Origin of the sequence: Streptomyces yokosukanensis (genome assembly GCF_001514035.1) — a bacterium.
Classification (GTDB): Bacteria; Actinomycetota; Actinomycetes; order Streptomycetales; family Streptomycetaceae; genus Streptomyces; species Streptomyces yokosukanensis.
Map to the genome: position 1 here is coordinate 139,440 of NZ_KQ948216.1, position 16,884 is coordinate 156,323.

Genomic DNA, 16,884 nt, shown 5'->3' on the forward strand with positions numbered 1-16,884 from the left:
GGCCGCGCCGCGGTGGGGAGTTGAGCGGTCTGTGTTTGACTTGTCTCCCTGTGGGCATGTCGACAAAACGCTGAAGTGACCTCACAGGCTGCGGTATACCGGGTGTACCCAGGTTGCAGGTGGTGCGACGATGGACGTTATGGGGGACAAGGCAACTCTGTTCGAGTCAGGGCGATTTGTGCAGACTTCCGGTGAGGAGCCGACCCGCGACGAGTTGAGCGACATGGCGGACGCCGAGGAGGAGGTGCGCCTCGGGCTCGCCGCGCAGAGCGGTGACGCCGAGGCGGCGAGCGTCCTCGGAGCCGTGCTGCTGCGCCGTGGCGACCTCGACGGAGCCGAGTCCCATCTGCGGGCTGCCACCGCGGCCGGTGACCGGGCCGCCGCCAACAACCTCGGTGTCCTGCTGCACCAGCGCGGCTACCCCGAGGAGGCCGCCGGCTGGTGGCGTATCGCCGCCGTCGCCGGCTCGGCCGCCGCCGGGCACGCGCTGGGCCGCTACCACCGTGAGCGCGGGGACGAGCCCGCCGCCGAGTACTGGTTGCGCCAGTCCGCCGAGCAGGGCCATGTCCTCGGCGCCTACGCGCTCGCCGATCTGCTGGAGCACCGTGGAGACGTCGGCGCCGCGCACTGGATGCGGGCAGCCGCCGAGCGCGGCCACCGGGAGGCCGCCTACCGGCTGGCGCGCTCGCTCGACCGCGCCGCCGGGAACGAGGAGGGGGACGGCTCCGACAACGCTGTCGCCGAGGTCGAGCAGTGGTACCGACAGGCCGCCGCGCGCGGTCACCGGCGCGCCGCGCTGCACCTGGGCGCGATCCTGGAGAAGCGCGGGGAGCTGAAGGAGGCCGGGCGCTGGTACCTGACCTCCGCCAAGGACGGGGAGGCCCGCGCCGCCTGCGCGCTCGGCTTTCTGCTGCGCGACGCCGGGGACACCGAGAGCGCGGCCGTGTGGTGGCTGCGCGCCGCCCAGGACGGCGACGGCAACGCGGCCAACGCGCTCGGCGCGCTGCACGCCGAGCGCGGGGAGACCCAGACCGCCGAGCGCTGGTACCGGGCGGCGCTGGACGCGGGCGACGACAACGGCGCCTACAACCTCGGGCTGCTCTGCGCCGAGCAGGGGCGGACGGCGCAGGCCGAGCAGTGGTACCGGCGCGCCGCCTACGCCGGGCACCGGGAGGCCGCCAACGCCCTCGCCATCCTGCTGCTCCAGGGCGGCGACACCACCGGCGCCGAGCCGTGGTTCTCCAAGGCCGCCGAGGCCGGCAGCGTGGACGCCGCGTTCAACCTCGGGATCCTCCACTCCGGGCGGGACACCGCGCAGGACGCGCGGATGGCGCTGCGGTGGTACGAGCGGGCGGCCGCCGCCGGGCACACGGAGGCCGCGCTGCAGGTCGGCATCGCCCGGCTGCGCGAGGGCGACGAGCAGGAGGCCGAGCGGCATCTGCGGTGCGCGGCGGGCGGCGGCAGCGCGGAGGCGGCGTACCGGCTCGCCACGCTGCTCGACGCGCGCCGGCCGCCGGAGCCGGCGCACGAGCTGGGCGAGATCGTGCACGAGAAGACCGAGTGCGAGGAGTGGTACGAGCGAGCCGCCACCCAGGGGCACCGGCGGGCCCAGGTGCGGGTCGGCATGCTCGCGGCGGCGCGGGGGGACGTGGTCGAGGCGGCTCGGTGGTACCGGACGGCGGCGGAGGCGGGGTCCCGCAACGGCGCCTTCAACCTCGGGCTGCTGCTGGCACGGGAGGGGAGCGAGCCGGAGGCGGCCATGTGGTGGACGCGCGCCGCGGATGCCGGTCATGGCCGGGCGGCGCTTCGGCTGGCCCTGGTCTACGCGCGTCGTGGCGAGCTGGCGGAGGGGCAGCGGTGGGCCGACTGCGCGGTGGCGCTGGGGCCGGCTGAGGTCTCGGAGCGGGCGGGGCGGCTGAGGGATGCCCTGCGCGAGGAACTGTCCGCCTGACGCCCCTCCGGGGTCCCCTGACGCCCCTCCGGGCTCCGCCGGACCTCACCCACCCACCTCCCACCCGCCGACCCGTCTCCGTCGGCCGTGAAGTGGCCCTGGTCACGTGCCCCCCAGGCGATTTGCTTCCGTCGGCTCCTCTCGCGTAATGTTCAGTTCACCGACGCGGGGTGGAGCAGCTCGGTAGCTCGCTGGGCTCATAACCCAGAGGTCGCAGGTTCAAATCCTGTCCCCGCTACTGAAGGCCGAGGGCCGGAATCCAGAGATGGATTCCGGCCCTCAGTCGTTTCCGGATGTCGGGGCAGCGAAAAGAGGGGGCTCGCGCCCCCTCCTGCTAAGCGGCTCACGTCCTGCTCAGCGGCTCACGCGCCCGTGCAGTCCGGGCACACTCCGCGGTAGGTGACCTCGACGTCCGACACCGTGAAGCCGAAGCGCTCCGTGTCGGGGAGATCGGCGAGCGGGTTGCCCGTCGGGTGGACGTCGCGGATCGCGCCGCAGCGGGCGCAGACCAGGTGGTGGTGCGGGCGGTGCGCGTTCGGGTCGTAGCGCTTGGCGCGCTTGTCCGTCGACACTTCCAGCACCTCGCCGAGCGAGACCAGTTCACCCAGCGTGTTGTAGACGGTCGCCCGGGAGATCTCGGGCAGCTTCGCGACAGCCCGTGCGTGGACCTCGTCGGCCGTCAGATGGACGTGTTCGCCGTCGAGGACCTCGGCCACGACGCGCCGCTGCGCGGTCATCCGCCATCCGCGTCCACGCAGCCGTTCCAGAAGGTCGCTCATGGCTACCAGCCTAACAGCTAGGGGGACCAGGACGGGAATAGGTGTGAGATTGGATTGCAAGTTGACTTAGACCTTGTCCAATGTAGGATCGAGAATGCTTTGAGTTCAGGACAGGACTGGGACAGGACGAGTCAGCAATGACGCAGGAGGCGCACGTGACGCAGGGACCGCTCACCACGGAGGCCGGTGCCCCGGTCGCCGACAACCAGAACAGCGAGACGGCGGGCGTCGGCGGGCCGGTCCTCGTCCAGGACCAGCTGCTGCTGGAGAAGCTCGCCCACTTCAACCGGGAGCGCATCCCGGAGCGGGTCGTGCACGCCCGCGGCGCCGGCGCGTACGGCACCTTCACGGTGACCGCCGACGTCACGCCGTACACCCGGGCCGCCTTCCTCTCCGAGGTCGGCAAGGAGACCGAGGTCTTCCTGCGCCTGTCGACGGTGGCGGGGAACCTCGGCGCGGCCGACGCGGTCCGTGACCCGCGCGGCTTCGCGCTGAAGTTCTACACCGAGGAGGGCAACTACGACCTCGTCGGCAACAACACCCCGGTGTTCTTCATCCGGGACGCGATCAAGTTCCCGGACTTCATCCACACCCAGAAGCGCGACCCGTACACCGGCAGCCAGGAAGCCGACAACGTGTGGGACTTCTGGTCGCTGTCGCCGGAGTCGACCCACCAGGTGACCTGGCTCTTCGGTGACCGCGGCATCCCGGCGTCGTACCGGCACATGAACGGCTACGGCTCGCACACCTACCAGTGGAACAACGAGGCCGGCGAGGTCTTCTGGGTCAAGTACCACTTCAAGACCGACCAGGGGATCAAGAACCTCACCGCGGCCGAGGCGGCCCGGATCGCCGGCGCGGACCCCGACTCGCACCAGCGCGACCTGCGGCAGGCGATCGAGCGCGGCGAGTTCCCCAGCTGGACCGTGCAGGTGCAGATCATGCCGGCGGCGGACGCGGCGGCGTACCGCTTCAACCCGTTCGACCTCACCAAGGTGTGGCCGCACGAGGACTACCCGCCGATCGAGATCGGCAGGCTGGAGCTGAACCGCAACCCGCAGAACATCTTCGCCGAGGTCGAGCAGTCGATCTTCAGTCCCGCGCACTTCGTGCCGGGCATCGGCCCCTCGCCCGACAAGATGCTCCAGGGCCGGCTCTTCGCGTACGGCGACGCGCACCGCTACCGCGTCGGCATCAACGCCGACCACCTGCCGGTGAACCGCCCGCACGCCACCGAGGCGCGCACGAACTCGCGCGACGGCTTCCTGTACGACGGCCGGCACGGCGGCGCGAAGAACTACGAGCCGAACAGCTTCGGCGGGCCGCAGCAGACGGGCCGACCGCTGTGGCAGGCCACCTCCGTCGACGGTCCCACGGGTGGCCACGCCACCCCGGCGCACGCCGAGGACGACGACTTCACGCAGGCGGGCGCCCTCTACCGGCTGATGTCGGAGGAGGAGAAGGAGCGGCTGGTCGCCGGCCTCGCCGGGGCGATCGCACCGGTCTCGCGCGAGGACATCGTGGAGCGGGCGATCGGGAACTTCGGCAAGGCGGACGCCGACTTCGGCAAGCGGCTCCAGGCCGCGGTGCAGGCGCTGCGCGGCTGAGCCGACGGCGCGGCGCCCGCGCCTCCCTCGGCGTCCGAAGGGCCTGGGGGACACCCCCAGGGCGGGCCGGACCCCATGGTGCTCGGGGTCCGGCCCGTTCCGTCAGCCCGGACCGCCGGCCCGGCGCGGCCCCGGAGCGGCTCACAGCGCCGGTACGGGCTCGCGGGCCGGCGCCCAGCAGCGGATGATGTCGCGGACCGAGACGATGCCGACGACCTCGCCGCGGTCGAGGACGACCAGGTGCCGGAAGCCGCCGTGGGCCATGGCGCGGGCGGCCTGCTCCAGCGTCCAGACGGGGGCGGCGAAGACGACGTCGGTGGTGGTGTGGGCCTGGGCGCGTTCGATGTCGGGGTTCTGACCGAGGCCGACGGAGTTGAGGATGTCCCGTTCGGTGAGGATGCCGATGCCGCCCGCGTCCGGGTCGAGCACGACGGCGGCGCCGATGCGGCGGGCGGACATCAGGGCGGCTGCCTGGCGGAGAGTGTGGGCGGGGCCGACGGTGAGGATCACCGTGCTCATGGCGTCACGTACGAGCATGGATGGGGCCACCTCCTCGGAATCCTGCGCTTGCGCCTGGATTCACATGTTCACAAGTGGGGGTGGTCCCAGACTGCCAGGTAAAAGGCGGGTCAACAAGGGGGCGCGTGGAGCCTGTTGAGGGGCGTACCGGGAGTACTCCCGTTCCTCAGTGACGCTGGTTGAGGTACCCCAGCAACTCGTCGTGCAGCAGGCCGTTGGAGGCCGTCGCGTTGCCGCTGTGCGGGCCCGGGCGGCCGTCGAGGCCGGTGAAGGTGCCGCCGGCCTCCGTGACGATGATCGCGTTGGCCGCCATGTCCCAGAGCGACAGCTCAGGCTCCGCGCAGATGTCCACCGATCCCTCGGCGACCATCATGTAGGGCCAGAAGTCGCCGTACGCGCGCGTGCGCCACACCTGCCGGGTGAGGTCGAGGAAGCCGCCCAGGCGGCCCTTCTCCTCCCAGCCGGACAGGGAGGAGTACGCGAAGGAGGCGTCCGACAGTTCGGCGACGCGCGAGACATGGATGCGGCTCGCGGAGCTGAGGCTGCGGCCGGTGAACGCGCCGTGGCCCTTCGCGGCCCACCAGCGGCGGCCGAGGGCGGGGGCGGAGACGATGCCGACGACCGGTTCGTAGCCCGTCTCACCCGCCTCCATCAGCGCGATGAGCGTCGCCCAGACCGGGACGCCGCGGACGTAGTTCTTCGTGCCGTCGATGGGGTCGATCACCCAGCGGCGGGGGCCGGTGCCTTCGACGCCGTACTCCTCGCCGATGATCGCGTCCCGCGGGCGGGCGCGCTGGAGCTGGCCGCGGATGAGTTCTTCCGCCGCCTTGTCCGCCTCGCTCACCGGGGTCATGTCCGGCTTCGTCTCGACCTTCAGGTCGAGGGCCTTGAAGCGGTCCATGGCGGCGGCGTCGGCGGCGTCCGCGAGGACGTGGGCGAGTCGCAGATCGTCGAGATAGTCCGGCATGTAGGGCACGGTATCCGTAGGGGTCGGTACGGGGCCAGCACAGGCGCCGTGGCGGTACGTCGTCGGGGTGCCCGGGGTAGGGCCGTTTGCCCGCGTCGGCAGCGTTCCGGGGCCGGGACGGTCCCCGGCGTGTCCGGCGCAAAGCCGTACCCCCGACCCCACGCGAACCCTTGACAGTGCATACCGGCGCGTCAAATCTGGGCGCAGAGTCGTTCCGCCCAGGGAGGCGATGATGCCTGCTGCCCGGGAGTCCCTGCTGGACGCAGCCTGTACGGCCCTCGCGCGCCGGCCGTGGTCCGCGGTGCGGATGGTCGACGTCGCCGCGGCGGCCGGAGTGTCCCGGCAGACCCTGTACAACGAGTTCGGCAGCAAGGACGGGCTGGCCCGGGCGCTGGTGCGACGGGAGGCCGACGGCTACCTCGCCGGGGTCGAACGGGCGCTCGCCGCTCCGGGCGAGCCGAGGGAGCGGCTCACGGCCGTGGTCGAGTGGACCAGCTCCCTCGCCGGGGGGAACGCGCTGATACGGGCCATGCTCACCGGCTGCTGGAGCGAGTGGCTGCCCGCCCCGCCGCTCGCCGCCGTGCGGTCCGCCTCCTCGGTGCCGGCGCAGCGCCGCGCGGACGGGGCGCTGCCGACGCCGCGCGACTTCGTACGGATCGTGCGGGACCGCGCGGTCACCGCCCTGACGGGGCCCGCCGCCACCGCCGCCGAGCTGACCCGCCCCTGCGAACTGGTCGTACGCCTCGCGCTGTCCTGCGTCGCGGCACCACCGGCCGAGGGCGGCGGCATGGCGGAACTGGTCCGCGCGGTCGTCCCCGGCCAGGCGGTGTGAGCCTCGGGCGCGAGGGGGCCCTGCGATGCCCGTCCGCGCCGTTCCGGCCGGCGGGGCGGCGTCAGTGCGCCGAGCCCGACAGCTGCAGGCCGATCACGCCGACGATGACCAGGCTGATCGAGACGATCTTCAGGGTGGAGACCAGGTCGCCGAGGAAGATCATGCCGTAGATCGCGGTGCCGGCCGCGCCGATGCCGGTCCACACCGCGTAGGCGGGACCGACGTCGAGTTTCTTCAGGGACAGGGTCAGCAGGCCGAAGCTGCCGAGGGCGAACGACGCGAAGGCGACCGTCGGCCAGAGCCGGGTGAACCCGTGCGAGAGCTTCAGACACACGGCGAAACCGGTCTCCAGAATCCCGGCCACGACGACCAGCAGCCACGCCATGCGCTGTCCTCCCGTTGATCCGGATCTCCGGCTCGGTGCGATTATGCACTTACCGTGCCGGGGCCCCGGCAAACAAGGCGGAACGACGGGGAGCGGTGCGCAGGCGCTCAGTCGCCGTCCCTGCGCTCTCGCGTGGCCAGCAGCCGGCGCAGCGAGTACAGCCGCGAGGGGTCCGCGTGCCCCTGCTCGACGAAGGCGTCCAGCGCGCAGTCCGGCTCGTCGTGGCTGCACGCGCGCGGGCAGCCCTCCGTGCCGGGTTCGAGGTCGGGGAAGGCGTTGATGACCCGGGACGGGTCGACGTGGGCGAGACCGAAGGAGCGGACGCCCGGGGTGTCGATGACCCAGCCGTCCATCACCGTCAGCGGCAGTGCGAGCGCCGACGTGGTGGTGTGCCGGCCGCGGCCCGTCACCGCGTTCACATGGCCCGTCGAACGCCGCCGGTCCTCCGGGACCAGCGCGTTCACCAGCGTCGTCTTGCCGACGCCCGAGTGGCCCACGAACGCGGTGATCCGGCCGTCCAGGTACTCGCGCACCCGGTCCGCCGCGTCCCCGTTCTCCAGCTCGTCGCGGCTGGTGACGACGTGCGGGATGTCGAGGGCGCCGTACAGCTCCAGCAGCTCGTCGGGCGGGGCCAGGTCCGACTTGGTCATCACCAGCAGCGGCTCCAGGCCACCGTCGTAGGCGGCGACCAGGCAGCGGTCGATCAGGCGGGGCCGGGGTTCGGGATCGGCGAGGGCCGTGACGATGGCCAGCTGGTCCGCGTTGGCCACGACCACCCGCTCGAAGGGATCGTCGTCGTCGGCCGTGCGGCGCAGCACCGAGCTGCGCTCCTCGATCCGGACGATCCGGGCGAGCGTGTCCTTCCTGCCCGACAGATCGCCCACCAGGGCCACCCGGTCCCCGACCACGGCCGCCTTGCGGCCCAGCTCACGGGCCTTCATCGCCAGCACGGTCCGGTCCTCGACCAGGCAGGTGAGCCGACCGCGGTCGACCGTGAGGACCAGCCCCTCGGCCGCGTCCTCGTGCTTGGGCCGGATGTTCGTCCGCGGCCGGTTGCCCTTGCGGTTGGGACGGGTGCGGATGTCGTCCTCGTCGGTGTGCTTGCCGTAGCGGCGCATGGCGTGTCCCTACTGCCCGAGCATCCCGGTCCACAGCTCCGGGAAGTCCGGCAGGGTCTTCGCCGTCGTCGCCACGTTCTCGATCTGAACGCCCTCGACCGCCAGGCCGATGATCGCACCGGCGGTCGCCATGCGGTGGTCCTCGTAGGTGTGGAAGACGCCGCCGTGCAGCCGGCGCGGGCGGATGTGCAGGCCGTCGGCGGTCTCGGTGACATCACCGCCCAGCTCGTTGATCTCCTTGGTGAGCGCGGCCAGCCGGTCCGTCTCGTGCAGCCGCAGATGCGCCACGCCCCGCAGGGTCGAGGGGGAGTCGGCGAGGGCCGCGACGGCCGCGATGCCGGGGGTCAGCTCGCCGACGTCGCCCAGGTCGACGTCGATGCCGTGGACGGTGCCCGAGCCGGTGAACTCCAGTCCGTACTCGGTGAGTTCGCAGGAGCCGCCCATCTCGGTGAAGATCTCCCGCAGCCGGTCACCCGGCTGGGTGGTGCGCTCCGGCCAGTCCGGGACCAGCACCTTGCCGCCGGTGACGAGGGCCGCCGCCAGGAACGGCTGGGCGTTGGACAGGTCCGGCTCGACCGTCAGGTCCCGGCCGAGCAGCGCGCCCGGCGCCACCCGCCACACGTCGGGCTCGCCGCCCGACTCCGGGGTGTCGACCTGGGCGCCGACCGCGCGCAGCATGTCGACGGTCATCCGGATGTGCGGCAGGGAGGGCAGGGTCGCGCCGGTGTGCCGGACCTCGACGCCCTGGTTGAAGCGCGGGCCGGACAGGAGCAGGGCCGACACGAACTGGGAGGACGAGGAGGCGTCGACCGACACCGGGCCGCCGTCCAGGGCCCCGGCGCCGTGCACGGTCAGCGGCAGCGTGCCCCGGCCGTCGTCGTCGATCCGGGCACCGAGCTGCCGCAGCGCGTCGATCACGCCGTGCAGCGGACGCTCGTACGAGCGCGGGTCGCCGTCGAACCGGACGGGGCCGTCGGCCAGCGCGGCCACCGGCGGCAGAAAGCGCATCACCGTGCCGGCGTTGCCGACGTCGACCGTGGCCGGGCCGGTGAGGCCCGTCGGCAGCACTCGCCAGGCCTCCCCGGTGCCGTCGGGGCCGACCCCTTCCTCGATCTCCACGCCCATGGCCCTGAGGGCGCCCGCCATCAGCAGGGTGTCGCGGGAGCGCAGCGGGCGGCGCAGCCAGCCGGGCTCGGAGGCGAGGGCGGCCAGCACCAGCGCGCGGTTGGTGACCGACTTGGACCCGGGCACGTGAACGGTCGCGTCGACGGCTCCGCTCGCGTGCGGGGCGGGCCAGAGGGCGGTGGAAGCGGTGTCTGGGGCCATGGGCCCCACTTTATAGGGGCGGCCGGGGGTCGTTCTTCGGCTGCGGCCGAGTGGGGCGCCTCCTCACGCCTCCTCACGCCTCCAGCAGCCACCCGCCTCCGCCGATCAGCGAGCACAGGGTCACCGCGTGGAACAGGAACAGCCACAGGCCCGCCGGTACGTGGGTGAGCCGCGACAGCTGGTCGGCGTCGGAGTCGCCCGCCCCACCCCGTGACCGCTTCATCTGCAGCTCGAACGGCGGCCGTACCCCGCCGAGCAGCAGGAACCACACCACCGCGTACGCGAACGCCGCCTGCACCTGCGCCCCGGCCAGCCAGGACACCAGCAGGAAGGCGCCCCCGGCCAGCACCACGGTCAGGACGCCGTACGCGTTGCGGATCATCACCAGCATCGCCACGAGCAGCGCCGTCGCCACCCACAGCAGCAGCGTGATGCGCCCCGCCGCCAGCAGCGCGGCGCCGCCGAGGCCCAGCAGCGAGGGCGCCGTGTAGCCCGCGGCGGCCGTCAGGATCATGCCCAGTCCGTACGGCTTGCCCCGGCTGACCGTGAGGCCGCTGGTGTCGGAGTGCAGCCGGATGCCGGTGAGCTGGCGGCCGGTGAGCAGGGCGACCAGTCCGTGGCCGCCCTCGTGCGCGATGGTGATCGCGTTGCGCGATATGCGCCACAGCGGGTGCGGCGAGACGACGGCGAGCGCGGTGGCCAGGGTGGCGATCACCACCCACAGGGCGGGGTCGGGCTGGGTGCCGGTGAGCCGGTCCCAGAGGCCGGTCAGCGAGGTGGCGGCGAGGCTGTCCATCTGTCCGAGTGGCTCCCGGTCGTGGTGCGGAATCTGGCAGTGTGGCACGTATGTGCGGACGGTATGCATCGAGTCGTAGGCCCGAGGATCTCGCAGGAGTCTTCGAGATCGAGAAGTGGGGGGCCGAAGAGAGCCTCGAGCCGGACTACAACGTGGCTCCGACCAAAGAGGTCTACGCCGTCCTCGACCGTCCCCTGAAAGACGCGGACTCCCCCCGTCCGGTTCGCCAGCTGCGCAAATTGAAGTGGGGACTGGTGCCGTCCTGGGCCAAGACGCCCGAGGGCGGCGCCCGGATGATCAACGCGCGCGCGGAGACCGTGTACGAGAAGCCGTCCTACCGGCGCGCCTTCGCCGCCCGGCGCTGCATCCTGCCCGCCGACGGCTACTACGAGTGGGTCACCGCGGCGCAGGAGCGCGAGCTGGAGGTCGAGGGCAGGAAGAAGCGGCCGCGCAAGCAGCCGTACTTCGTGCTGCCGGCCGACGGCTCGGTGTTCGCGATGGCCGGGCTGTACGAGTTCTGGCGCGACCGGACCCTGCCCGACGACCATCCGCAGGCCTGGTGGGTCACCTGCTCGGTGATCACCACGGAGGCGGAGTCGACCCCGCTGGCCGTGGCCCCCGCCGAGGGCGGCCCGCACTCCCTGGCCGACATCCACCCCCGGATGCCGCTGATGCTCACCCCGGACCGCTGGGACGCCTGGCTCGACCCGGGCCGCACCGACCCCGACGGCCTGCGCGAGCTGCTGGCCCCGCCCCCGCCCGGTCTGATGCGCGCCTACCCGGTCTCCACGGCCGTCAGCAATGTCCGCAACAACGGCCCGGAGCTGCTGAAAGAGCTGGCGGCGCCGGAAGAGGGCACACTCTTCTGACGTGACTACAGAGATCGTCGGTACGGATGCAGGGGACGCCCGGATCACCTGGCACCGGGCGGAGAAGGCCCGGCTGGTGCTGGCCGCGGGCCATGGTGCCGGCGGCGGCGTCGAGGCGCGCGACCTCCAGGCGCTCGCACGGACGCTGCCCGCGCTCGGGGTGACCGTCGCCCTCGTCGAGCAGCCCTGGCGGGTCGCGGGCAAGAAGGTCGCGCCCGCCCCGAAGACCCTGGACGTCGGCTGGCGCGGGGTGTGGCCGACGCTCGCGAAGCCGGGGCTGCCGGTGATCTCCGCGGGCCGCAGCGCGGGGGCCCGGGTCGCCTGCCGTACGGCCGTGGAGCTGGGCGCACACGCCGTGCTCGCGCTGAGCTTCCCGCTGCACCCGCCGGGCAAACCGGAGAAGTCCCGCGCCGAGGAGCTGCTCGGCGCCGGGGTGCCCACGCTCGTCGTACAGGGCGGCAACGACCCCTTCGGAAAGCCGGCGGAGTTCCCGAAGGGCGACTTCGAACTGGTCGAGGTGGCGTACGGGGACCATGGCTTCGCGGTCCCCAAGCGCGCGGAGACCAGCCAGGAGCGAGCCCTGGAGGTCATCACCGAGGGCGTCGCGAAGTGGGTCGGGTCACTCGGGTGACCCCCGGGAATGCCGCGCCGCGGACCACTGTTGTGGCGGACAGAAGTGCTGAGGCCTCGGCACCGACGTCGTGGGGAAGGAAGTCCGCCGCATGGGTTCGACCATCTGCCAGAGCCGTGAACGCAGCGCCGACCTGGACTGGACGGTGCTGCACACGGCCAAGACCGGTCCTATTCGAGCGGCGGCGGGACCGGGTCGTGTTCTATCCTCCGAAACGAGTGGGACCGCTCTCGGTCCTGCCCGGGATCTTGAGGAGGTGGGTCCGGTCACCGGTACCGACGCAGGGACCGACAACGGCCAGGCGGAGCAGCCCGAGGGCCAGGGCGTGGGCGCGGAGGCGACTGCCGAGTCCACCGCGGAGCGCAGTGCGCGCTTCGAGCGGGACGCGCTCGAGTTCCTCGACCAGATGTACTCGGCCGCGCTGCGCATGACGCGCAACCCGGCCGACGCCGAGGACCTGGTGCAGGAGACGTACGCCAAGGCGTACGCGTCCTTCCACCAGTTCCGCGAGGGCACCAACCTCAAGGCGTGGCTGTACCGGATCCTCACCAACACCTTCATCAACTCCTACCGCAAGAAGCAGCGTGAGCCGCAGCGCTCCGCCGCGGAGGAGATCGAGGACTGGCAGCTCGCGCGCGCCGAGTCGCACATGTCGACGGGTCTGCGCTCCGCCGAGTCGCAGGCGCTCGACCACCTGCCCGACTCGGACGTGAAGGAAGCGCTGCAGGCGATCCCCGAGGAGTTCCGCATCGCCGTCTATCTCGCGGACGTAGAGGGCTTTGCGTACAAGGAGATCGCGGACATCATGGGGACACCCATCGGTACGGTGATGTCCCGGCTGCACCGGGGCCGCCGTCAACTGCGCGGCATGCTGGAGGACTACGCCCGTGACCGCGGGCTGGTCCCGGCGGGCGCGGGAGAGTCGAACGAAGCGAAAGGCTCGGGCTCATGAGCTGCGGAGATCCGCACGAGACGGACTGCAGTGAGGTCCTCGACCACCTGTACGAGTTCCTCGACAGCGAGATGCCGGACATCGATCGTGACAAGTTCCAGCACCACTTCGAGGAATGCTCTCCGTGCCTGGAGAAGTACGGCCTGGAGCAGGCCGTGAAGAAGCTGGTCAAGCGGTGCTGCGGGCATGACGACGTGCCCTCCGACCTGCGCGCCAAGGTCATGGGTCGGATCGACCTGATCCGCTCCGGCCAGACCGTTCCGGAGCACGACGTGACCGCCACCCCGCAGGACAGCTGAACGCCCCGGCGGAGCCGCGCACCGCGCCGTATCACCCGAACGTGCTAATCCTCAGGTCATAAGCCCCGCGTCCACTCCATTCCGCTCTAGGCTCCAGCCTGGTCAGGCGGGTCCGGGAGGGGCGCGATGGAGGCGGTTCCGGCGAGAGCGCACGGCTGTGTGGCCGCCGTCGCCCTGCTGGCGCTGCTCTGCCTGCTGCCGCTGCCGACGGTACGCGCCCCCTGGTGGGCGCTCGGCCTGCTCTGCGCGCTGTACGCCGTCTGCGAGCACGTCGTGCGCCGACGCTTCGGCGGCACCTTCTACCCCGTCCTGCTCGCCGGGGCGTTCCTGCTGCCCCCGCCGGCCGCCGCGCTCGTCGCGCTGCCCGCGGCCCTGCTCTCCCCGGTCGAGCACCGGCCCGCGCTGCCGCGGCGCGTGTGGCGGGCCGCCCGGCCCGCGCTCGCCGTGTGGGGCGCCGCCGAGGTCAACTGGGCGCTCGGCGGCCGGGACGCGGTCGTCGCCTCCGACTTCCCGTACGCGCTGCTGCCCGCCGGCGCGGCCGTCCTCGCCTTCTGCCTGGTCCTCACCGCCCTCGACGGCGGCATCCGCGTGCTCGCCCTGGGCGTCCCGCCGCGCCGGGCCTGGCACGGGCTGCTGTCCCGCTCGCTCGCGCCGGTCGCGGTCCACGGACTCGCCGGGCTGATGATGGCCGTGCTGTGGCGCAGCCCGTACGGCCCGGTCGCCGCGCTGCTCGTGCTGCTGCCGATGTGGGTGTCCTGGTGGATCTTCGCCCAGTACCACCGTGAACGCGCCGCCCACCAGGCCACCATCCGCGCCCTCGTGCAGGCCGTCGACATCAAGGACGGCTACACCCGCGGCCACAGCGAACGCGTCGGACAGGCCTCCGTGATGATCGCCCGGGAACTCGGCATGGACGAGGACCGCGTCGAGGTCCTGCGCTTCGCCGGCATCCTGCACGACGTCGGCAAACTCGGCGTCCCCACCCGGCTGTTGCGCAAGGACGGCCCGCTGACCCCCGAGGAACGCCGGATCATCGAACTGCATCCCGAGTACGGCCATGAGATGGTCCGCGGGATCTCCTTCCTCGGCGAGGCCCGCGCCGCGATCCTGCACCACCACGAACGCCTCGACGGCAGCGGCTACCCGTACGGTCTCGTCGGCGCCCAGATCCCCGAGTGCGCCCGGGTCGTCGCCGTCGCCGACGCCTTCGACGCCATGACCTCCACCCGCTCCTACCGCAGGGCCCGGCCCGTCGAGGCGGCCGTCACCGAGCTGGAGCGCTGTGCGGGCGCGCAGTTCGACCCCCGTATGGTCGCCGCGCTCGCCCGTGCGCTCGCCCGATGGGGGTGCCCCCGTTCCAGCGAGGGCGGGAGCGGGGGAGAGCGGCAGCCCACGGACACCACCGACGAGACGCCGCTGCGGGCCCCGGGCCGGCAGCCGGCCACCGGAACACGCCGGTGACCGCGCTGCGGCTCATCCACGGCGCCGCCGCCCTCGCCGCCGCCGGCTCCCTCGCCGGCACCCTGTGGACCGGCCTCGCGGACCGGGGCGTCGCGCTCGCCTTCGCCGTGCTCATCGCCGTCGGCGAGCTGACCCGCTGGAGCGGCGCCGGGACCCGGCAGGCCGCCCCCCTCGCCACCGCCGGCTCGCTGTCGTACGCGCTGCTCGGAGCGGACGCCGGGCGGCCCGCACAGGCCGGTCCGGCGCAGGTCGCGACCGTCGTCCTCGCCGCCACCCTGCTCGGCGCCCTGCCGCACATCTGGTCCGGGCGCACCACCACCCTCGACCACCTGGCCCGCCGCGTGCTCACCGTCGGCTTCACCGCCGTCTGCTTCCAACCCCTGTACGACAAGGGCCTGTTCGCCTCCTGGGGCGGCCCCCTCTACGCCCTCCTGCTGGTCGCCCTGCTCGGCCTCACCGCTCTGTGCGACGCCGTCCTGGCCGCCGCGCTCGCCCACTGCCGCGCCGGCTGGCCCTTCGGTCCGCTGCTGCGCGAGGAGCTGCGCGGCCTGCTCGGCATCGGCTCCGCGGTCTGCGCGACCGGCGCGGTGATGGCCCTCGCGGTGGCCGTCGTCGGGCTGTGGGCGCTGCCCGTGTTCTGTCTGCCCCTGCTGCTCACCCAGTTGTCCGAGCGGCGGTACGCGGCCGTCCGCGACACCTACCGGCAGACCATCGCCTCCCTCGCCCGCGCCACCGAGATCGCCGGATACACCCCCGCGGGGCACGCCCGCCGAGTCGCCTCCCTCAGCCTCGCCGTCGGCCGGGACCTCGGGCTGACCGAGGGTGAACTGACCGTCCTCGAGTACGCGGCCCTCATGCACGACATCGGCCAGCTCAGCCTCGTCGACCCGGTCCCGGCCGGCGCCACCGCCGGCCTGCCGGCCGCGCAGCAGCGGCGCATCGCGCTGCTCGGCGGGGCCGTCGTCCGGCAGACCGGGGTGGCCGCGGCCGTCGCCGTGATGGTGGAACGGCAGGCGGACCCCTACCGCGAACAGCCGGTCGCCGCGCGCATCGTCCGGGCGGTCAACGCCTACGAGGAGAAGACCCGGGACGCCGGCCCCGAGGCGCCGCTGCGGGCACTGGAGGACCTGCGCCTCGGCACCGCCGGTGACTACGCTCCCGAGGTGGTGGAGTCCCTCGCCCGGGTGCTGGCCCGGCCGCGGGCCCGGCGGGTGGTCGCGCAGGTGGGCGACGGCGGGTCGGGCACGTCACTGTCTGACCCCGCCCGCCGCTGGGTAACCCATGGGTAATGAGCGCCTTTCCCGCCGTACGTGGTTGGATGCGAGGGAGAGGGTGTCCGGGGGCACAAGCCAGCCCACTGTGCGGAAATGGAACTGGCAGGCGGGAATCGTGAGGATCTTCGGCAAGGGACGGCACCGGCCCTCCGCCTCCTGGCGGCAGGCCACCGACCGCGCGTTCACGCTGATCGGCGACGGCCGGTACGAGGACGCGGGCGAGCTGCTGACACGGGCCGCCGACCTGGAGCCCTGGCTGTCGGAGTCCTGGTTCAACCTCGCCCTGCTGCACAAGTTCCGGCACGACTGGGAGCAGGCCCGCGCGGCCGGGCTCCGCGCGGTCGCCCTGCTCGACCGGGAGGCCGGGGCGCCCGACTGGTGGAACGTCGGCATCGCCGCCACCGCCCTGCAGGACTGGCCGCTGGCCCGCCGCGCCTGGCAGGCGTACGGCCTGAAGGTGCCCGGCGGCACCACCGTGGCCGCGGAACCGGCCGGCATGGAGCTGGGCAGCGCGGCCGTACGGCTCTCCCCGGAGGGCGAGGCCGAAGTCGTCTGGGGCCGCAGGCTGGATCCGGCGCGGATCGAGGTGCTGTCCATTCCGCTTCCCTCGTCCGGGCGGCGCTGGGGCGAGGTCGTGCTGCACGACGGTGTCCCGCACGGCGAGCGCACGACGTCCGCCGGCCACGCCTACCCGGTCTTCGACGAGATCGAGCTGTGGGCGCCCTCACCCGTGCCGACCTGGGTGGTCCTGCTGGAGGCGGCCACGGAGGCGGACCGGGACGCGCTGGAGCAGCTGGCGGCCGACGCCGGGTTCGCCGCGGAGGACTGGTCCTCCTCGGTACGGCTGCTGTGCCGGATGTGCTCCGAGTCCCGGATGCCGTCCGACGAGGGCGACGGGATGCACCTGGATCCGCACGATCACAGTGAGCCGGGGCACCCCGGGCCGCTGGGGCATCGCACGGACGGGCAGCTGTGGGTTCCGGAGCGGGAGTGCGGGGTGTCCGCGCCCGCCTCGCTGGTCAGGGGGCTGCTGGACGGGTGGGTCGCCGACAGTCCGGACTCGCGGGACTGGCGGGACCTCGAAGAGGTTTGCTGAGCCATCGACGACCAGCCGCCTT

At 72.9% G+C, this 16,884-nt stretch carries 17 protein-coding genes and 1 tRNA gene; 11 read left to right on the top strand and 7 right to left on the bottom strand.

Features of this window, described 5'->3' with window-relative positions; all coding sequences use genetic code 11:
- Positions 1–130: 130 nt before the first annotated feature.
- On the top strand, positions 131–1,951 hold the full coding sequence (locus AQI95_RS26655) for a tetratricopeptide repeat protein (protein WP_208614271.1): 1,821 nt from the start codon (positions 131–133) through the stop codon (positions 1,949–1,951).
- Positions 1,952–2,115: 164 nt separating this feature from the next.
- Positions 2,116–2,189, top strand: a tRNA-Met gene (locus AQI95_RS26660).
- A gap of 124 nt (positions 2,190–2,313) precedes the next feature.
- Here AQI95_RS26660 and AQI95_RS26665 read toward each other — a convergent pair.
- Positions 2,314–2,730 (bottom strand): Fur family transcriptional regulator, encoded by a 417-nt coding sequence (locus AQI95_RS26665; protein ID WP_067128946.1) that lies wholly within the window; start codon positions 2,728–2,730, stop codon positions 2,314–2,316.
- 137 nt (positions 2,731–2,867) lie between these two features.
- Between AQI95_RS26665 and AQI95_RS26670 the strand changes: the two genes are divergently transcribed.
- A complete protein-coding gene (locus tag AQI95_RS26670; protein WP_067128949.1) occupies positions 2,868–4,337 on the top strand; it encodes a catalase in 1,470 nt (489 codons plus the stop codon).
- Between the two features lie 141 nt (positions 4,338–4,478).
- On the opposite strand, the gene AQI95_RS26675 is transcribed toward AQI95_RS26670, so the two are convergent.
- Together AQI95_RS26675 and hisN are read right to left on the bottom strand one after the other, a co-directional pair.
- The gene (locus tag AQI95_RS26675) at positions 4,479–4,874 is read right to left on the bottom strand and encodes a CBS domain-containing protein (protein ID WP_067128952.1); all 396 of its coding nucleotides are present in this window, start codon (positions 4,872–4,874) and stop codon (positions 4,479–4,481) included.
- Between the two features lie 148 nt (positions 4,875–5,022).
- Entirely contained in the window at positions 5,023–5,823 is an 801-nt protein-coding gene (gene hisN, locus AQI95_RS26680) for a histidinol-phosphatase (protein ID WP_067128955.1), read from the bottom strand.
- A gap of 229 nt (positions 5,824–6,052) precedes the next feature.
- On the opposite strand from hisN, the gene AQI95_RS26685 reads away from it, so the two are divergent.
- Positions 6,053–6,655, top strand: a complete 603-nt coding sequence (locus AQI95_RS26685; RefSeq protein WP_208614272.1) for a TetR/AcrR family transcriptional regulator — start codon at positions 6,053–6,055, stop codon at positions 6,653–6,655.
- A gap of 61 nt (positions 6,656–6,716) precedes the next feature.
- Here AQI95_RS26685 and AQI95_RS26690 read toward each other — a convergent pair whose 3' ends face one another.
- The 4 genes from AQI95_RS26690 to AQI95_RS26705 form a co-directional block, all read right to left on the bottom strand.
- On the bottom strand, positions 6,717–7,040 hold the full coding sequence (locus tag AQI95_RS26690) for a DMT family transporter (protein WP_067128958.1): 324 nt from the start codon (positions 7,038–7,040) through the stop codon (positions 6,717–6,719).
- A gap of 107 nt (positions 7,041–7,147) precedes the next feature.
- Entirely contained in the window at positions 7,148–8,158 is a 1,011-nt protein-coding gene (gene rsgA, locus AQI95_RS26695) for a ribosome small subunit-dependent GTPase A (RefSeq protein ID WP_067128961.1), read from the bottom strand.
- 9 nt (positions 8,159–8,167) lie between these two features.
- The gene (gene aroA, locus AQI95_RS26700) at positions 8,168–9,484 is read right to left on the bottom strand and encodes a 3-phosphoshikimate 1-carboxyvinyltransferase (RefSeq protein WP_067128964.1); all 1,317 of its coding nucleotides are present in this window, start codon (positions 9,482–9,484) and stop codon (positions 8,168–8,170) included.
- A gap of 73 nt (positions 9,485–9,557) precedes the next feature.
- A complete protein-coding gene (locus tag AQI95_RS26705; RefSeq protein ID WP_067128966.1) occupies positions 9,558–10,280 on the bottom strand; it encodes a M50 family metallopeptidase in 723 nt (240 codons plus the stop codon).
- Between the two features lie 50 nt (positions 10,281–10,330).
- Between AQI95_RS26705 and AQI95_RS26710 the strand changes: the two genes are divergently transcribed.
- The 7 genes from AQI95_RS26710 to AQI95_RS26740 all read left to right on the top strand — a co-directional run bounded on the left by AQI95_RS26710 (position 10,331) and on the right by AQI95_RS26740 (position 16,862).
- Positions 10,331–11,149, top strand: coding sequence for an SOS response-associated peptidase (locus tag AQI95_RS26710; RefSeq protein WP_067128969.1), 819 nt, complete (start codon positions 10,331–10,333; stop codon positions 11,147–11,149).
- 1 nt (position 11,150) lies between these two features.
- On the top strand, positions 11,151–11,780 hold the full coding sequence (locus AQI95_RS26715; RefSeq protein WP_067128972.1) for an alpha/beta hydrolase family protein: 630 nt from the start codon (positions 11,151–11,153) through the stop codon (positions 11,778–11,780).
- Between the two features lie 256 nt (positions 11,781–12,036).
- Positions 12,037–12,732: an RNA polymerase sigma factor SigR gene (gene sigR, locus AQI95_RS26720; RefSeq protein ID WP_067128974.1), complete on the top strand. Its 696-nt coding sequence runs from the start codon at positions 12,037–12,039 to the stop codon at positions 12,730–12,732.
- The gene (gene rsrA, locus AQI95_RS26725; RefSeq protein WP_067128977.1) at positions 12,729–13,031 is read left to right on the top strand and encodes a mycothiol system anti-sigma-R factor; all 303 of its coding nucleotides are present in this window, start codon (positions 12,729–12,731) and stop codon (positions 13,029–13,031) included. The genes sigR and rsrA overlap by 4 nt, the downstream gene beginning before the upstream one ends.
- Before the next feature lie 126 nt (positions 13,032–13,157).
- On the top strand, positions 13,158–14,492 hold the full coding sequence (locus AQI95_RS26730; RefSeq protein ID WP_079071491.1) for an HD-GYP domain-containing protein: 1,335 nt from the start codon (positions 13,158–13,160) through the stop codon (positions 14,490–14,492).
- On the top strand, positions 14,489–15,781 hold the full coding sequence (locus AQI95_RS26735) for an HD-GYP domain-containing protein (RefSeq protein ID WP_067128980.1): 1,293 nt from the start codon (positions 14,489–14,491) through the stop codon (positions 15,779–15,781). The genes AQI95_RS26730 and AQI95_RS26735 overlap by 4 nt, the downstream gene beginning before the upstream one ends.
- 100 nt (positions 15,782–15,881) lie before the next feature.
- The gene (locus AQI95_RS26740; protein ID WP_067128982.1) at positions 15,882–16,862 is read left to right on the top strand and encodes a hypothetical protein; all 981 of its coding nucleotides are present in this window, start codon (positions 15,882–15,884) and stop codon (positions 16,860–16,862) included.
- Positions 16,863–16,884: the final 22 nt, after the last annotated feature.